Annotated in this window: 16 protein-coding genes; 12 read left to right on the top strand and 4 right to left on the bottom strand. The window is 70.1% G+C overall.

Going from position 1 to position 16,271, the window contains the following annotated elements:
- The first annotated feature begins 154 nt into the window (after nt 1–154).
- From GNT64_RS12505 to GNT64_RS12485, 5 genes are all read left to right on the top strand, one after another.
- Nucleotides 155–1,666: a replicative DNA helicase gene (locus GNT64_RS12505; protein ID WP_156679816.1), complete on the top strand. Its 1,512-nt coding sequence runs from the start codon at nt 155–157 to the stop codon at nt 1,664–1,666.
- An 87-nt stretch (nt 1,667–1,753) separates the two neighbouring features.
- Nucleotides 1,754–2,554, top strand: coding sequence for an MlaE family ABC transporter permease (locus tag GNT64_RS12500; RefSeq protein WP_156679815.1), 801 nt, complete (start codon nt 1,754–1,756; stop codon nt 2,552–2,554).
- Complete coding sequence (locus GNT64_RS12495; protein ID WP_156679814.1) at nt 2,551–3,306, top strand: ABC transporter ATP-binding protein; 756 nt, start codon at nt 2,551–2,553, stop codon at nt 3,304–3,306. Before GNT64_RS12500 ends, GNT64_RS12495 begins: the two co-directional genes overlap by 4 nt.
- A 105-nt stretch (nt 3,307–3,411) precedes the next feature.
- Nucleotides 3,412–3,948 carry a peroxiredoxin gene (locus GNT64_RS12490; protein ID WP_156679813.1) on the top strand — a complete coding sequence of 179 codons (537 nt, stop codon included), beginning with the start codon at nt 3,412–3,414 and terminating at the stop codon, nt 3,946–3,948.
- A gap of 98 nt (nt 3,949–4,046) precedes the next feature.
- Complete coding sequence (locus GNT64_RS12485) at nt 4,047–4,946, top strand: iron-containing redox enzyme family protein (protein ID WP_156679812.1); 900 nt, start codon at nt 4,047–4,049, stop codon at nt 4,944–4,946.
- Between the two features lie 52 nt (nt 4,947–4,998).
- Here the strand turns inward: GNT64_RS12485 and GNT64_RS12480 are convergent, their stop codons facing one another.
- Complete coding sequence (locus GNT64_RS12480; protein ID WP_156679811.1) at nt 4,999–5,835, bottom strand: AIM24 family protein; 837 nt, start codon at nt 5,833–5,835, stop codon at nt 4,999–5,001.
- A gap of 141 nt (nt 5,836–5,976) precedes the next feature.
- Between GNT64_RS12480 and GNT64_RS12475 the strand changes: the two genes are divergently transcribed.
- The 5 genes from GNT64_RS12475 (at nt 5,977) to GNT64_RS12455 (ending at nt 10,294) form a co-directional block, all read left to right on the top strand.
- On the top strand, nt 5,977–6,486 hold the full coding sequence (locus GNT64_RS12475; RefSeq protein ID WP_156679810.1) for a Crp/Fnr family transcriptional regulator: 510 nt from the start codon (nt 5,977–5,979) through the stop codon (nt 6,484–6,486).
- A 79-nt stretch (nt 6,487–6,565) separates the two neighbouring features.
- On the top strand, nt 6,566–8,020 hold the full coding sequence (locus tag GNT64_RS12470) for an AMP nucleosidase (protein ID WP_156679809.1): 1,455 nt from the start codon (nt 6,566–6,568) through the stop codon (nt 8,018–8,020).
- 190 nt (nt 8,021–8,210) lie between these two features.
- Nucleotides 8,211–8,978, top strand: coding sequence for a hypothetical protein (locus GNT64_RS12465; RefSeq protein ID WP_156679808.1), 768 nt, complete (start codon nt 8,211–8,213; stop codon nt 8,976–8,978).
- A 54-nt stretch (nt 8,979–9,032) separates the two neighbouring features.
- On the top strand, nt 9,033–9,737 hold the full coding sequence (locus GNT64_RS12460) for an NAD-dependent deacylase (protein WP_156679807.1): 705 nt from the start codon (nt 9,033–9,035) through the stop codon (nt 9,735–9,737).
- Entirely contained in the window at nt 9,734–10,294 is a 561-nt protein-coding gene (locus GNT64_RS12455) for a manganese efflux pump MntP (RefSeq protein ID WP_156679806.1), read from the top strand. The genes GNT64_RS12460 and GNT64_RS12455 overlap by 4 nt, the downstream gene beginning before the upstream one ends.
- A 46-nt stretch (nt 10,295–10,340) precedes the next feature.
- Here GNT64_RS12455 and GNT64_RS12450 read toward each other — a convergent pair whose 3' ends face one another.
- Nucleotides 10,341–11,102, bottom strand: coding sequence for an SDR family NAD(P)-dependent oxidoreductase (locus GNT64_RS12450; RefSeq protein WP_156679805.1), 762 nt, complete (start codon nt 11,100–11,102; stop codon nt 10,341–10,343).
- A 31-nt stretch (nt 11,103–11,133) separates the two neighbouring features.
- On the bottom strand, nt 11,134–12,648 hold the full coding sequence (locus tag GNT64_RS12445; protein ID WP_197276975.1) for an acetyl-CoA acetyltransferase: 1,515 nt from the start codon (nt 12,646–12,648) through the stop codon (nt 11,134–11,136).
- A gap of 113 nt (nt 12,649–12,761) precedes the next feature.
- On the opposite strand from GNT64_RS12445, the gene GNT64_RS12440 reads away from it, so the two are divergent.
- On the top strand, nt 12,762–13,523 hold the full coding sequence (locus GNT64_RS12440) for an SDR family NAD(P)-dependent oxidoreductase (RefSeq protein ID WP_197276974.1): 762 nt from the start codon (nt 12,762–12,764) through the stop codon (nt 13,521–13,523).
- A 6-nt stretch (nt 13,524–13,529) separates the two neighbouring features.
- Here the strand turns inward: GNT64_RS12440 and GNT64_RS12435 are convergent, their stop codons facing one another.
- Nucleotides 13,530–14,306, bottom strand: a complete 777-nt coding sequence (locus tag GNT64_RS12435; RefSeq protein ID WP_156679804.1) for a hypothetical protein — start codon at nt 14,304–14,306, stop codon at nt 13,530–13,532.
- Nucleotides 14,307–14,654: 348 nt separating this feature from the next.
- Here GNT64_RS12435 and GNT64_RS12430 point away from each other — a divergent pair, with 348 nt between their 5' ends.
- Entirely contained in the window at nt 14,655–16,205 is a 1,551-nt protein-coding gene (locus GNT64_RS12430) for a hypothetical protein (RefSeq protein ID WP_156679803.1), read from the top strand.
- Nucleotides 16,206–16,271: the final 66 nt, after the last annotated feature.

Below are 16,271 nucleotides of genomic sequence, written 5' to 3'. Positions count from 1 at the left end.
AACTCTAGCAGGCGAGGCGCGGCGGGCGCGGAGGGGTATCGGCCGCCGATCGCGCCGATGCGGCCATGTTCTTCCCGAACGGTCCACCGCTCCGTCCACAGCGGTGGGGCGTCAGGCGGTTGCCGGCGGGCGGCGCAGGGCCGATGAGGGCGGGATGGCCGAAGCGATCCGAATCATGCCGCCCGCGCCCGACGAGGCGACGACCCTGCCGTGCAACGTCGAGGCCGAGGCGGCGCTGCTGGGCGCGCTGATGATCGACAACCGCATCGTCGAGGACGTGCAGGTGCGGCTGCGCGCCGAGCATTTTCACGAGCCGCTGCACGGCCGCGTCTACGAGGCGATCCTGCGCCTGGCGGATCGCAACATGATCGCCAACCCGGTGACGCTGCGGCCGATGTTCGACGCCGACGAGGGCATGCGCGCGCTGGGCGGATCGGCCTATCTGGTGCAGCTGACGAGCAGCGGATCGGGCCTGATCGGCGCGCGCGACTTCGCCACCCAGATCTACGAGCTGGCGCTGCTGCGCGCCCTGATCGGCGTCGGCCGCGGCATGGTGGAGAAGGCGATCGACACCAGCGAGGCGGTGGACCCGAAGACGCAGATCGAGGAGGCCGAGGTCGCGCTCTATCGCGTCGCCGAGGAGGGCGGCGAGCAGGGGAGCATGAAGACCTTCGTGCAGGCCGCGCGCGCCGCCGTGCAGCAGGCCGAGCGGGCGCTGAACTCGGGCGGCCACCTCTCCGGCATCACCACCGGGTTCGAGAGCCTGAACGGCAAGATGGGCGGCCTGCACCGATCCGACCTGCTGATCCTGGCGGGGCGGCCCGGCATGGGCAAGACCTCGCTCGCCACCAACATCGCCTTCAACGCCGCCCGCCGCGCGGTGCGCGACAAGGAGGACGGGATCGATCCGGCGAAGTCGGCGGGGGCCGGCGTCGCCTTCTTCAGCCTGGAAATGTCGGCCGATCAGCTGGCCACCCGCATCCTCTCCGAACAGTCGCGCATCAGCTCCGAAAATCTGCGCATGGGCAAGATCAGCCAGCAGGATTTCCGCGATCTGGCCCGCGCCGCCGCCGAGCTGGAGACGCTGCCGCTCTACATCGACGACACGCCCGGCCTGACGATCGCGGCGCTGCGCACCCGCGCGCGGCGGCTGAAGCGGCAGCGCGGGATCGATCTGGTGGTGGTCGATTACCTCCAGCTGCTGCAGGGATCGGGCAAGGCCTCCGACGGCAATCGCGTGCAGGAGATATCGGAGATCAGCCGCGGCCTGAAGCAGCTGGCCAAGGAGCTGCACGTGCCGGTGATCGCGCTTTCCCAGCTGAGCCGGCAGGTGGAGAGCCGCGAGAACAAGCGACCCCAGCTCTCCGACCTGCGCGAATCCGGATCGATCGAGCAGGACGCCGACATCGTGATGTTCGTCTATCGCGAGGAATATTACATCAACTTCCAGAAGCCGAAGGAAGCCTCGCGCGATGCGGGCGACGACGTGGCCACCGTCGCCGCCTTCGAGGACTGGCAGCGCCAGATGGCCGAGGCGCACGGGCTGGCAGAGGTGGTGATCGCCAAGCAGCGCCACGGCGCCACCGGCACCGTGACACTGAAGTTCGAGAGCAAGTTCACCCGCTTCTCCGATCTGGCCGACGACAGCTATCTGCCGACGCGCTGATCGGGCAGGACGATCCGCCGGCCGGGCCGGCCGCGCGCAATATGAGTTGCTGACCGGGCGCGGCGCCCGCTATCTGCGCCGATGGACATGACAGGTTCGCGTATCGGAGTGGCGCTGTTCGCCTTCTTCGCCGGCATCGGCGGCGTGCTGGTGCGGGTGTTCGCCGCGATCGGGCGGGTGACGATCTTCGCCTTCACCACCGTGCGCCGGGCGCTGAGCCCGCCTTACTACCCCGGCAAGCTGTTCGAGCAGATCGCCCATATCGGATGGTTCTCGCTGCCGGTGGTGGGGCTGACGGCGATCTTCACCGGCGCGGCGCTGGCGCAGCAGACGTTCACCGCCGGATCGCGCTTCAACGCGCAATCGACCGTGCCGGCCATCGTGGTGATGGGCATCGTGCGGGAGCTTGGGCCGGTGCTGGTGGGCCTGATGGTGGCGGGCCGCGTCTCCTCCGCGATGGCGGCCGAACTCGGCACCATGCGCGTGACCGAGCAGCTGGACGCGATGACGACCCTGCGCACCGATCCCTATCGCTACCTGATCGCCCCGCGCCTGTTCGCCGCCGTGATCGCGCTGCCCATATTGGTGCTGATCGCCAACTGCATCGGCATCTTCGGCGGGTATCTGATCTCCGTCCACAAGCTGGATTTCAACGCGTCGAACTATCTCACCGTGTCGCGCAAGTTCATCGAGGCGGACGACGTGGCGATGGCGCTGGTGAAGGCGGGCGTGTTCGGCTTCTTCATCGCGCTGATGGGCTGCTTCCACGGCTTCAACGCCGATGGCGGCGCGGCGGGCGTTGGCGACGCCACCCGCAGCGCGGTGGTGAACGCGTTCATCCTGATCCTGCTTTCCAACCTCCTCATCACCGTGATGGCCTTCGGATGAGCGGCAACAAGATCGAGATGATCGACGTCGCCAAGACGTTCGGCGGCAACCGCGTGCTGGACGGGGTGAACCTGGCGATCGAGCCCGGTGAGTCGGTAGCGATCATCGGCCAGTCCGGATCCGGCAAGTCGGTGACGCTGAAGTGCATCCTGGGCCTCGTCACGCCGGATCGCGGCTCGATCCTGGTCGACGGGCTGGAGGTGGTCGGCGCGAAATCGGCTGAGATGGCGCGACACCGGGCGAAGTTCGGCCTGCTGTTCCAGGGCAGCGCGCTGTTCGATTCGCTGCCGGTGTGGCGCAACGTGACGTTCGGCCTCACGCAGGGCCGCAACCGCGAGCCGGCGCGGATGCGCAAGGTGGCCGAGGAGAATCTGGAGCGGGTGGGGCTGGATGCGCGCATCCTCAATCTGCGGCCGAGCGAGCTTTCCGGCGGCATGCAGAAGCGCGTGGCGCTGGCCCGCGCGATCGCGCCACGGCCCGAGATCATCTTCTTCGACGAGCCGACGACCGGGCTGGACCCGATCCGCGCGGACGTGATCAACGACCTGATCGTCAGCCTGGTCGACGATCTCGGCGTGACGGCGCTGACGATCACGCACGACATGGCCTCCGCCCGCAAGATCGCCCACCGCGTGGCAATGCTGTACCAGGGCAGGATCATCTGGCGCGGCCCGCGCGACCGGCTCTACGATTCGGGCAATCCCTATGTCGACCAGTTCGTTCAGGGGCGGGCGGAGGGACCGATCACCTAGAGCGATCACGCGGCCCGGCCGATCAATGTGACCGCTTTTTCGCGTTGGCGATGCCGGGACGCGCACCCTATCTCCGCCCTCGAGAGAGCAGCCGAGGAGACAGTCATGCTGGGACGTGAGACCCCGAACGTAGTGTTGAAGACCCGTGTTCGCGACGAGACGGTTGAAGGCCCAAATCCCTTCCGCTGGCAGGACGTGCACACCGCCGACCTGTTCAAGGGGAAGCGTTCGGTGGTGTTCGCGCTGCCCGGCGCCTTCACGCCGACCTGTTCGACCGAGCAGTGCCCGGCCTATGAGCGCGAATATGACGAGCTGCGCGCCGCCGGCGCGGAGGAGGTCTACTGCCTCTCCGTCAACGACGCCTTCGTGATGTTCCAGTGGGGCAAGACGCTGGGCCTGACCAAGACGAAGCTGCTGCCGGACGGATCGGGCGATTTCACGCGCCGCATGGGCATGCTGATCAACAAGGACCATCTGGGCTTCGGCGACCGTTCGTGGCGGTACGCGATGGTGGTGGACGACGGCGAGATCGTCGCCTGGTTCGAGGAACCGGGGATCAACGACGAGGGCAGCGACGAGGATCCCTACGGCGTGAGCGCGCCCGGCAATGTGCTGGAGTGGCTCAAAAACAACCCAAAGTAGGTTAGGTCCGGCGCGGCGGGAGCGGCCGCGCCGGAACCCCCCTCCACTCCGTGGGGTTCTACTGTCAGGCAACGTCACCCCGACAGGAACATTCCCGCATGGCTACCCGACCTCTTACCGAGGCGCGATCGGACCGCGCTTCGCAATTCCTGACCGACAGCTTCCAGCGCGGTCTGGCCCACTGGAACCGGGAGCGCCTTCGTCCGCAATTCCCCACCGCGGACTGGCAGAAGCTGCTCGACCGCGACATGCGGATGGAGCGGCTGCAGGGTGGGTTCGTGGAGGAACTGCGCGCCGACGTGGCCGAGGAAGCCGCCGCTGCGCCGACCGACGCCGAGGGCTTCGTCGCCTGGTTCGAGCATCTGAAGGTGATCGGCCCGGGGCAGGGCGATCCGCTGTTCCCGTGGCTGGCCGAGACCGCGACGCGCGCACAGCTGCGCTGGTTCTTCGAGCAGGAGGCGGCCGGCGAGGCCGGCTTCGACGATCTGGTCGCGATGACGCAGGTGAAGCTGCCGGTGCAGGCCAAGCTGGAACTGGCCCGCAACTACTGGGACGAGATGGGACGCGGCAATCCGAAGGGAATGCATGGTCCGATGCTCGACGCGCTGGTCGAGACGATGGAGGTCGAGCCGGTCATCGAGAATACGGTGTGGGAGAGCCTGGCGCTAGCCAATGCGATGACGGCGATGGCCGCCAACCGCCGCTACGCGTGGCATTCCGTGGGTGCGCTCGGCGTGATCGAGCTGACCGCGCCCGGCCGCTCCGCCGCCACCGCCGCCGGCCTGCGCCGCATCGGCCTGAACGATCGCGAGCGGCGCTACTTCGACCTCCACGCGGTGCTGGACGTGAAGCATAGCGAGGACTGGAACCGCGAGGCGCTGATCCCGCTCGTCCGCGAGGATCCGCGCCGGGCGACGGCGATGGCGGAAGGCGCCCTGATCCGCCTGCGCTGCGGCGAGCGCTGCTTCGATCGCTATCGCGCGGAGCTGTGGGGGTAGTAACGCGATCGTCCCCGCCGCCGATCGTCGGCGGGGTTGGAGCGGACCCGCCTCAGTCGTTGCCGCCGATGAAGTCGCCGAGATTGCCGAGGACCGATCCCTCGCCGCGGTTCTGCCCGCCGCGGCTGCCGGCGGCGGCCAGCATCCGCCCGGCCAGGCGGGAGAAGGGGAGCGACTGGATCCACACCTTGCCCGGCCCCGTCAGCCGCGCGAAGAACAGCCCTTCGCCGCCGAACAGCACGCTGCGCACGCCGCCGGCGGTGACGAGATCGAACTCGACGCCCGCCGTGTAGGCGGCGAGGCAGCCGGTATCGACGTGCAGTTCCTCGCCGGCGGCCAGCTCCCGCTCCACCACGGTGCCGCCCATCTGGACGAACACCCAGCCGTCCCCCTCCAGCTTCTGCATGATGAAGCCCTCGCCGCCGAACAGGCCGGTCATCACCCGCCGCTGGAAGTGGACACCGATCGACACGCCCTTGGCGGCGGCGAGGAAGCTGTCCTTCTGGCAGATCAGCCGGCCGCCCAGATCGGCGAGGCGCAGCGGCAGGATCGCGCCGGGGGTGGGCGACGCGAAGGCGACCCGCGCCTTGCCCCGGCCATTGTGGGTGAACACGGTGGTGAACAGGCTCTCGCCCGTCACCAGCCGCTTGCCGGCGCCGAGCAGCTTGCCCATGAAGCCGTCGCCGCTGCCGCCGCTGCCGTCGCCGAACACCGTCGTCATGCCGATGCTCGCTTCCTTCCACACCAGCGCGCCCGCCTCGGCGACGGCGCTCTCGCCGGGATCGAGCTCGATCTCGAGGAACTGGAGCTCCTGCCCCTTTATCTCGAAATCGATGTCGTCGGCGATGCCGGCACTGCGGTGGTGCTGCCAGGGACTCGGGGTTGGCATGATCGCGGGCTCCTGCTGGGAAGCGGCCTTCTACCGCAGCCGGCGCGGCGCGCGCCACCCCGCCGCGCGCGCCGCTTGTCCGATCCGGCGCACGTCCTCTAGACAGGTGGCGGCGGGCGGCGTTGCGGGGGAAGGGCGATCATGCGCGAGGTGCACTCCATCCTGGCCGGGCTGAGCGACGCCGACATGGTGTGGCTGCTCTCCGTCGGCAGCCTGCGCACCCTGAAGACCGGCGAGCGGCTGGTGGAGGCGAAGCGGCCGATCGACGACCTGTTCTTCGTCGTGGGCGGCAGCCTGGTGGTGCTGCGGGCGGACAACAGCCGCGTCGCCACGCTGAACGAGGGGCAGGTCATCGGCGAGATGTCGTTCATCGATCGCACGCCGCCGTCCGTGACGGTGAGGGCCGATGCGCGGACGGAGGTGCTGATGATCCCGCGCAACGCGCTGGAGCAGCGGTTCGAGCGCGAGCCGGTGTTCGCCGCGCGCTTCTATCGCGCGATCGCGTTCGTCCTGTCGGAGCGGCTGCGGCGCACCACGGCCGCGCTCCGCCCGGCGCACGAGCTGGAGGGCGATGCCGATGCGGGAAGCCCGCCCGGCCCCGGCGATCGGTTTCGTACCCTCGTCTCGATGCTGCTGCGCAAGGGCGACTGACGGGGCGCTTGAACCCGCGCCGCTTCTCGGCTTCATGGTGCAAGTGCGAAGGGCCGCGCGGCAGGACGGGATCGGGTGCATGACGAAGGATATCGGCCGGACCATCGTCGCGCAGCTGGACGATATCTTCCGCCAGTCGGTGGAGGCGCTGCGCGGCGGCATCGTCGCCTACGCCCGCGACGGCAGCGTGCCGGGACCGGAGGCGCGGACCGACCGCCGCTTCTGCTATCCCGAGCTGCGCATCGTCCACCGCGGCGAGGCGGACCTGCTGATGCCGGGCCGCTCCTTCGCGCGTCTCTCCCGCCCCGGCCGCTACGTGACGACAGTGACGCGCCCGGCGATGTTCGCCGACTATCTGGCCGAGCAGATCGACCTGCTGGTGAACGGCTACGGCGTGACGGTGGAGGCCGGTGTCAGCGACCAGCAGATCCCGTTCCCCTATGTGCTGGACGGGATCGAGGCGAGCGCGCTGGACGGCGTGCCGCCGACCGAGCTGGCGCGGCACTTCCCGGCGACAGAGCTGTCCGAGATCGGCGACGAGATCGCCGACGGGCTGTTCCTGCCCGATCCCGGCGGCGACCGGCCGCTGGCGCTGTTCGACGGGCTGCGCACCGATTTCTCGCTGGCCCGGCTGAAACATTATACGGGCACGCCGCCCGAGCATGTGCAGCGCTACATCCTGTTCACCAACTACCACCGCTATGTCGACGAGTTCGTCGCCTGGGCCTGCGCCGAGCTGGGGCGGGAAGGCGGCCGCTTCACCGCCTTGTCCGGCGCGGGCGGCGTCTATGTGACGCCGGGTACGGCCGATCCGGCGCGGATGATCGCGGACAGCGCGTGGCGCAAGCACCAGATGCCGGCCTATCACCTGGTCGCGCCCGATCGCAGCGGCATCACCCTGGTCAACATCGGCGTCGGCCCGTCCAACGCGAAGACGATCTGCGACCATCTCGCCGTGCTGCGGCCGGAGGCGTGGCTGATGATCGGCCACTGCGGCGGCCTTCGCCCCAGCCAGCGCATCGGCGACTATGTGCTGGCCCACGCCTATCTGCGCGACGACCATGTGCTGGACGATGTGCTGCCGCCGGAGATCCCGGTGCCGGCCATCGCCGAGGTGCAGGTGGCGATGGCGCGGGCGGCGGAGGCGGTGCTCGGCGGCGGCAATCCGGACGATTTCAAGCGCCGCCTGCGCACCGGCACGGTGGTGACGACCGACGACCGCAACTGGGAGCTGCGCTATTCCAAGTCCGCCCTGCGCTTCAGCCTGTCGCGCGCCGTGGGCATAGACATGGAATCGGCGACGATCGCGGCGCAGGGCTATCGCTTCCGCGTGCCCTACGGCACCCTCCTCTGCGTGTCCGACAAGCCGCTGCACGGCGAGCTGAAGCTGCCCGGCCAGGCCAACCGCTTCTACGAGGAGGCGATCGGCGGCCACCTGCGGGTGGGGCTGGAGACGTGCGAGCTGCTGCGGCAGGAGGGGGAGCGGCTGCACAGCCGGAAGCTGCGCGCGTTCAACGAGCCGCCCTTCCGCTGAAGACGCTCCGTTTCCGCGTCGTCGTCACGTCATTGCGCTTAATTGATCGGGGATGGACCCGAACAGGCTCACACTGCCGCCGGTCGCCCTGTAAGAGCCGGTCTACAGCAGCAATAATCCAGCAATCATGTCGGCGCGGCGGATCGGCGCGGCTCATGCGAGGTCTTGGGTGGCGATCATGGATGGCGGCATGCGCGGACCGGAGATCGACCCGGAGCCATCGGCGATCGATCCGCCGCCCGGCGTCCGCTTTCCCGCCTTCGATGCCGCAGCCATCGCCCGCATCGCCCGCGAGGTGGACGCGACCGGCGTCTGCCGGCTGGAAGGCGCGGTGCCCGACGCCTGGATCGCCGAGGCGCGGCGCCATGCCGAGGCGGCGGTGGCGCGGAACGGCGGCGAATATGTCGCCCGCGACGGCCGCATCCCCGGCGCCGGCCACCTGCTCTCCGACATCCACGCCGATCCCGCTTTCGCCGGGATGCTGCGGGGGCTCCACCGGGCCGCGACGGGGCAGGCGCCGGCCAGCGGCCATGTGCATCAGGTGCTGCGCTGCCTGAAGGGGCGCACGGCGCGGCATCACGCCAATTACCTGCACTACGACTCCTTCGCCGTGACGATCCTGATCCCGCTGGCGGTGCCGGCGCGCGGTGCTGCGGGCGACCTGATCCTGCTGCCGAACCGCCGCCCGTTCCGCCGCAGCTACGCGCTGAACGCGATCGAGAAGGCGCTGCACGATCGCGCGATCGTGCAGCGCCTTCTCTGGCGACGCATCCGCGCCGGCCGCGCGGCGGCGGTGCGGCTGGCGATGACGCCGGGTTCCGTCTACATCTTCTGGGGCTATCGCAGCCTGCACGCCAATGCCGCGTCCGACCCTGCCGGCCTGCGCGCCACCCTGCTCTACCATTTCGGCAACCCGCACGAGCGGAGCCGCCTGCGCCGCTGGCTCACGCGCCGCTGACCGGGGGGGGCCACCGTGGTGGCGGCCGCCGCGCGCCGCCGCTATGCTAGCGGCATGGGCGACATCCGCAACATCCTGATCCTCACCGGCGCCGGCATCTCCGCCGAGAGCGGCCTCGCCACCTTTCGCGGGCCGGACGGCTTGTGGGAGGGCCATCGCGTGGAGGATGTCTGCACGCCGCAGGCGTTCCGGCGGGATCGGGCGCTGGTGCAGTCCTTCTACGATCAGCGGCGCGCCGCGCTGGCTGCGGTCGTGCCCAATTTTGCGCATCTGGCGCTCGCCCGGCTGGATGCGGCGTGGCCCGGCGAGCTGCTGATCGTGACGCAGAATGTGGACGACCTGCACGAGCGGGCGGGCGCCACCCGGCTGCTGCACATGCATGGCGAGCTGATGTCCGCCCTGTGCCTCGCCTGCGGCGCGCGCAGCCGCTGGTCGGGCGATCTCGGCGACGGACCGGCCTGCCCCGCCTGCGCGGCCGCCGGCACGCTGCGGCCGGACATCGTGTGGTTCGGCGAGATACCCTATCAGATGGAGCGGATCGAGGCGGCGCTGGGCCGCGCCGATCTGTTCGTCTCGATCGGCACGTCCGGCGCGGTCTATCCGGCGGCCGGCTTCGTGCAGCAGGCGCGGGCGTGCGGCGCGGCGACGCTGGAGCTGAACCTGGAGCCGTCCGCCGGCAGCGCGTGGTTCGAGGAGACGCGCAGCGGGCCAGCCGGCGCGCTGGTGCCGGCCTGGGTCGACGAGATGCTCGCCCGATGATCACCCTGCTGCTGCTGGCGCTCGCCCTGGCGATGGATGCCTTCGCCGTGTCGCTGGCGCAGGGTGCGTCGGTGCGGCCGGGCATGCGCGGCGCGGCGCGGCTGGCGCTGGCCTTCGGCGTGGCGCAGGCGGTGATGCCGCTGGCGGGCTGGGCGCTGGGCATCGCGTTCGCCGGGCTGATCGAGGCGGTCGACCACTGGATCGCCTTCGTGCTGCTGGGCGCGATCGGGCTGAAGATGGTGCGCGAGGGGCTTGCGCCCGAGGAGGCCGACGCGCCGCCGGCCGCGCCGCTGGGCGGCGGCGCGCTGCTGATGGCGGCGATCGCGACCAGCATCGATGCCGCCGCCGCCGGCGTGACCCTGCCGACGATCGGATCGCCGGTGGCGCTGGCCGTGGCCGTGATCGGCATCGTGACGGCGGTGCTGTGCTTCGCCGGCGCCCTGCTGGGCGCGCGCATCGGCGCGCGCATCGGCAAGCCGGCGGAGATTGCCGGCGGCCTCGTGCTGATCGGCCTGGGCTGCCGCATTCTGGCGCAGCACATGGGCTGGCTCGGCTGAGCCCCGAACCGCGTCGGCGCGGTCCGGGGCGGGCAGGGTCAGCCGGTCAGAAGTTCACCCGCTTGGTGAAGCCGCCGTCGATCACCAGATTGGCCCCCGTCATGAAGCGGCAGGCGGGCGAGGCGACGAATGCGATCGCGCGGGCGATCTCTTCGCCCTGGCCCATCCGGCCCATCGGGATCTGGCCGAGAATGCCCTTGTAGAAATCGGGCATGGCGGACTTGATATTGTCCCACGCGCGGCCCTCCATCTCCACCGGCCCGGGCGTGATGCAGTTCACCCTGATGCCTTCCGGCGCCAGCTTCTGCGCCAGCGCGGCGGAATAGTTGATCGTCGCGGCCTTCAGCGCATTGTAGGCGCCCGGACCCATGAACTCCTCCAGCGCGGCGGTGGAGGAGAGGGTGACGATCGCGCCGGCATCGGATTGTTTGAGCGCGGGCAGCGCGGCGGCGACGCCGCGCACCAGCGGCAGCGTGTCCGCCTCGAACACGGCGCGCCAGCCGGCCTCGTCGTCCACCCCGGTGTTGGTGGAGGTGAACGGGATGAAGATGTCGCAGCCGCCGAGCTGCTCGGCCGCCTGCGCGATCCAGCCGCCATGGGCGTCCGCGTCCGACGCGTCCACCGCGCCGCCGATCACAGTGGCGCCGCCGCCGGACAGCGCCTTCACCGCCGCATCCACGCTCTCCTGCGAGCGGGAGCAGAGCGCGATCGCGCAGCCTTCGGCCGCAAGCACGCGGGCGGTGGCGAGGCCGATGCCGTGGCTGGCGCCGACGAGGATGGCCTTGCGGCCGGAAAGTCCGAGATCCATGGGGGAAGTCTCCTGTCGAGAACAATAGTGGTTACATCGTCCAGCGCACGCCGCCGGACGCGTCGCGCGTGGCCCGCCCGGCGGTGCCGACGGGTTCCGCCGCGCCGGAGGTGAGGAAGGCGATCGCCGCCTCGTCCTCGGCCGGCACGGTCGCGAGGAAGCGTTCGCCGGCCGGATTGCGGGCGACGATCGTGGCCCGCGCCGCCTTGCCGTGGCGATCGAACGGGATCGAATAGGTTTCGATCACGCCCTCGCCCTCATAATCGTCGAGCAGGGCGGGCACGGGCTCGCGCTTCGCCTCTGCCTCCGCCTGCACGTCATAGTCGAGCGGGAAGGTGCCGGCCGGCACCGGCCGGCGGGTGAGCACGATGCTGTGGCTGTGCGTGGCATAGCCGCCATTGGCGACGATCAGGCCGTGCCCGTCCGTGCCGCGCAGGTTCACGATCATGCGGGCGACGGCGTGCATCATGCAGTTGCCGATCGGGCCGCCGCCGAAGGTGAGGCCGCCATAGACGGTAGTCGGCTTCTCCGCCGGCCAGCCGAGCACGCGGCGGGCCATCTTCGGCACCACCGGGAAGCAGCTGTAGAGCTCGACATGGGCAAGATCCTCCTTGCCGAGGCCGTTGCGGTCCAGCGCCGTCGTCAGCGTCGTCTCCAGGCTGGTCGCGCGGGCGAAGCTGTCGCGCATGAGGAAGTCGTCCGGCTCGTGCGCGGCGGCGCTGGCGCCGACATAGACGATCCTCTCCTCCGGCACGCCGAGTTCGCGCGCCATCGAGAGGCTGGCGATGATCACGGCGCAGCCCTGGTTCACCGATGCGTTGGCCACCATCAGCTTGGTATAGGGAAAGCTGATGAGGCGGTTGTCGGCGGTCGGCTCGGCGATCGCCGCCGGCTCCACCGGGGTGCGCAGCCAGGCGGAGGGATTCGCCGCCGCCACCTTGGACGAGTTCGACCAGATCGTCGCCGATTCGGCCTGACCCTCGGCCAGCGTCTGGCCCCAGGCGGCGCGGGTGGCGTTCTCGTAGAGCGGATAGACGTCGGTCGGCGTGAACAGCTTGTGCTTGCGCGCCATCGGCGTGGCGCCGGCGGCGGCACTGGCGGCGATCGCGCTGGGCGGCGGCGGATTGCCGGCGGCGGCCGCCGCCTGCGCGCGCTTGGCGGCGGTGCGCAGCGCCTCCGCGCCCACGGCCGCGCCTAGCCTGATCCTGCCCTCGCCGATCAGGTTGGCGGCATCGGCGATCAGCTGGATCGGCCCGTCGCCGCTCGCCTCGAAGGTCTTGACCCGTATCGGCGGCAGTGCCGGCAGACGCTCGGCCAGCGTCTCGTGCAGCGCAGGATCGGGGAAGGAGATCTGGTCCTCCACGCCCAGCCAGTCTAGCCGGTCGAGGATCGGCGTGCCGGCATCCCGCTCGGCCGCCTTCAGCGCCTCCATCATCAGGCCGAGGGAGTCGAAAGCGGCCTCCGGATCGGGATTGCGATCGCTGATCTCGCCGAGCGCGATCAGCACCGGCACCCGATCGTCGCTCTCCACCTTGTCCGCCACCATGTCCTCCCCGCCGTTTCGTAGCGACCGTAATACGCGCGGCCGCCCCCCGTCGCTCACGAAAGCGCCAGTTGTGGCGGGGGTGCGGCGGTTGCGAGCATAAGACGGAGGAGACGATGATGGACCTGATGCTGGACGGAAAGATCGTGCTGGTGACGGGCGGAGCGTCCGGCATCGGCCGGGCTGCGGCGCTGCGCTTCGCGGCGGAAGGCGCGCGCGTGATCGTGTGCGACCGGAGCGCCGAGATGGCGGAGGACGCCGCCGCCACGATCCGCGCCGACGGCGGCGAGGCGCAGGCGATCGCGGCGGACGTGAGCGACGCCGGCTCGGTGGATGCGCTGATGGCCGCCATTTCCGATTGCTTCGGCGGGCTGGACATCGCGCTCAACAATGCCGGCATCGGCGTGCCGCTGCAGCCCATCGCCGACGTGCCGGACGAGGATTACGACCTGCTGATGTCGATCAACCTCAGGGGCGTGTGGCTGTGCATGCGCCGCGAGATCCCGCTGATGCTGGCACGCGGCGGCGGAGCGATCGTCAACACCTCGTCGGCGTTGGGGCTGGTGTCGATGCCGACGTCGGCCGCCTATGTTGCGTCCAAGCACGGCGTCATCGGGCTGACGAAGACGGCGGCGCTGGAATATTCGGCCAAGGGCATACGCGTGAACGCGGTCTGCCCCGGGGTGATCGAAACGCCGCTGACCCGCGAGGCGACGGAGGATCCGGATGCGCGCCCCGTCATGCTCGGGCTGCACCCGATCGGGCGGCTGGGGCGGGCGGAGGAGGTGGCCGACGCCATGCTGTGGCTGGCCTCGCCGCGCGCCTCCTTCATCACGGGCGTGGCCCTGCCGGTCGACGGCGGCTGGACGGCGCACTGAGCGCGGTCAGCGCCTCACGGGCGCGGCAGAGGCGAGGCGGCGGTCGCCCGTATCGGCGGCCGGAGCCCACGCGATGATCGTCTCCACCGGCGCGTAGGCCAGCGTCGTCGCGGCGGGCGCGGGCTGCGCGGCGATGGCGCGATCGCCCGCCTCCCACGCGGCGAGATCGCGGCGGTAGCTCTCATAGGCGCGGTAAAAGTCCGTGAACGGCTCCTCCAGCCGTGCCAGCGCCGGCCCGGAGAAGGCGGCGAACCCGTCCGGCGGCACGGCTGCCGCCTCGGCCGCGACCACCGCCGCGACCGCGCAGAATCGCTCCTTGGCGGGCGGCTGCGCGAAGAAATTATAGGTCTGCGTCATCTCGCGATCGTGCGCGTCGCGCCAGTCGCCGCCGGCCTTGCGCGATTCGGCCTCGGTCGCGGCGAAGGCGGCCTTCAGCACCGCACGCTTGGACGCGAGCAGCTGGTTATAGTCGGCGATCAGCGCCGCCTCTCCGGCGCCGCGGCAGCCGAGCGCCGCCACGTTCAGCGCGGAGCGGACGTGCCAGATCGTCGCGGCGCTGCTGATGGCGCGGTTGATCGTGCGATAGGTGCCGTCCTGATCCAGCGGCGGGATCGCCTGCTCGGCCGATGCGCCGGCGGGCGGCTGCGGCCTGGCGGCGCGCGGCGGCGGCACGGTGGCGACGGCGAGCGGCGCGACGACCGGCCGCGTGGCGCAGCCGGCGAGCATGGCCGCGATGGCCAGCGCACCCGCCCTCGCGCCGATGCCGAAATGTCCCCGTGCCATGTCCCGCGCGCCTCCACTGTTCCTCCGGGATCGTGAACAAGAAGGGTTAACGAAAGCCTAATCTCGCGGGTGGTGGCAGCCGCCGAGTACCGGCTTCGCGAGGCCGAAAATCGTCCCGCACATCTCCCGCGGCAACCCTGTCTCCGCTGTAACAATGGCGACACATATCTGCTGCATGAGTAAAGGTTGGCGTGCGGCCACTATAGCCCTGATAATGGCCGTGAACCTGTCCCGCTCGGCTCGTCGAATTGCGTCGTGGTGTAAAAAAAGCATCACAATGGCTCGTTAGTTGGCGCGAGAGGCGATGCGGGAGAGCGTCGCGCGATATCCGTCACATTGGGGGCATCTATGAAACATCTGCGTCACCTGCTGCTGCTCGGAAGCGCTTCGCTCGCGCTCGCCGGCTGCGGCGCCGATGATGTCGCCTCGCCGGGCGAGGGCGTGATCGTCACGCCGACGCCGACGACGCCGACCACCCCGACGACGCCGACCACCCCCACGACCCCGACCACGCCGACGACGCCGACCCCGGCCGCCAGCTGCCCGACGGGCACGGTGGATCGCGGCATCATCGCCACCAACTTCCGTAACTGCGAAATTTCCGGCCGCGTCACGGCCGACTACACCATCCAGAACCTGCCGGGCGTGCGCTACTCGCTGTCCGGCCCGGTCAACGTCGGCACCGACATCGGCGGCGACGGCGCGGCCGCCGGCGGCCAGCGCGTGACGCTCACGGTGCAGCCCGGCACGATCATCTTCGCGTCGTCCGGCAACGATTATCTCGTCGTGAACCGCGGTTCGCGCCTGAACGCGATCGGCACCGCCACGCAGCCGATCGTCTTCACCGCCCGCGCCAACATCGAGGGCACCACCACCGAGAGCAGCCAGGGCCTCTGGGGCGGCATCATCCTGCTCGGCCGCGCGCCGATCAGCGATTGCAACACGGCCGTCGCCGGCGGCAGCGTCGGCTGCCAGCAGGTCGTCGAGGGCACGACCGGCTCGCTCTACGGCGGCGCCACCGCCGACGATTCGAGCGGCACGCTGCAATATGTGCAGATCAACTATTCCGGTTTCGCGATCGCGCCGGGCAACGAGCTGCAGGCGCTCACCCTCGGCGGCGTCGGCAGCGGCACCACGATCGATCACATCCAGTCGCACAACAGCTCCGACGACGGCATCGAGATCTTCGGCGGCCGGGTGAACATGAAGTACATCGTCATTACCGGCGCGGACGATGACGGCCTCGACACCGATCTCGGCTACAAGGGCTTCATCCAGTTCGTCATCGCAGCACAGCGCGACGCGACGAACGGCGACTCGATGATCGAGGCCGACTCGAACGGCAACGAGGAGGCGCTGCCGCGCCAGAACACCCGCCTCGCCAACTTCACCTTCATCCAGCGTTCCACCACGCAGGGCCTGAACGCCATCCTGCTGCGCGGCGGCACCGACTATACGGCGGTGAACGGCGTCGTCGTCGGCCCGACCAACTGCCTCGACATCGACGAGACGAACGGCACCACCACCCGCGCGACGGTGGATACGGCGCTGGACGAGGCCGGCATCCCGAAGTTCAACTCGGTCGTGCTCGCCTGCCCGACCGCCTATCGCGACGACGGCAACGTCTCGGTCGCCACGGTCAACTCGATCTTCGCCGCCGGCACCAACAACAGCGCCAGCTTCACGCCGAGCCTGACCAACGGCTACATTGACGGCCCGTCGGAGCGCAACGTGGTGCCGTTCAACGCCTCCACGCTCGGCAGCTTCATGGTCAACACCACCTATATCGGCGCCGTGCGCGACACGAGCGACACCTGGTGGTCCGGCTGGACCTGCAACTCGGTGGCCGCGACCTTCGCCACCACCAGCCGCAACTGCGCAACCGCGCCGACGAACTGATCGGTCGATCGTGAGCGGGCGGCGGCGCGGGGGAGCCGCACCGCCGCCCGGTTTCGTCAGCGTCAA

It is taken from the genome of Sphingomonas profundi (assembly GCF_009739515.1).
GTDB classification, from domain to species: domain Bacteria; phylum Pseudomonadota; class Alphaproteobacteria; order Sphingomonadales; family Sphingomonadaceae; genus Alterirhizorhabdus; species Alterirhizorhabdus profundi.
This window is presented reverse-complemented; position numbering and strand designations above follow the sequence as displayed.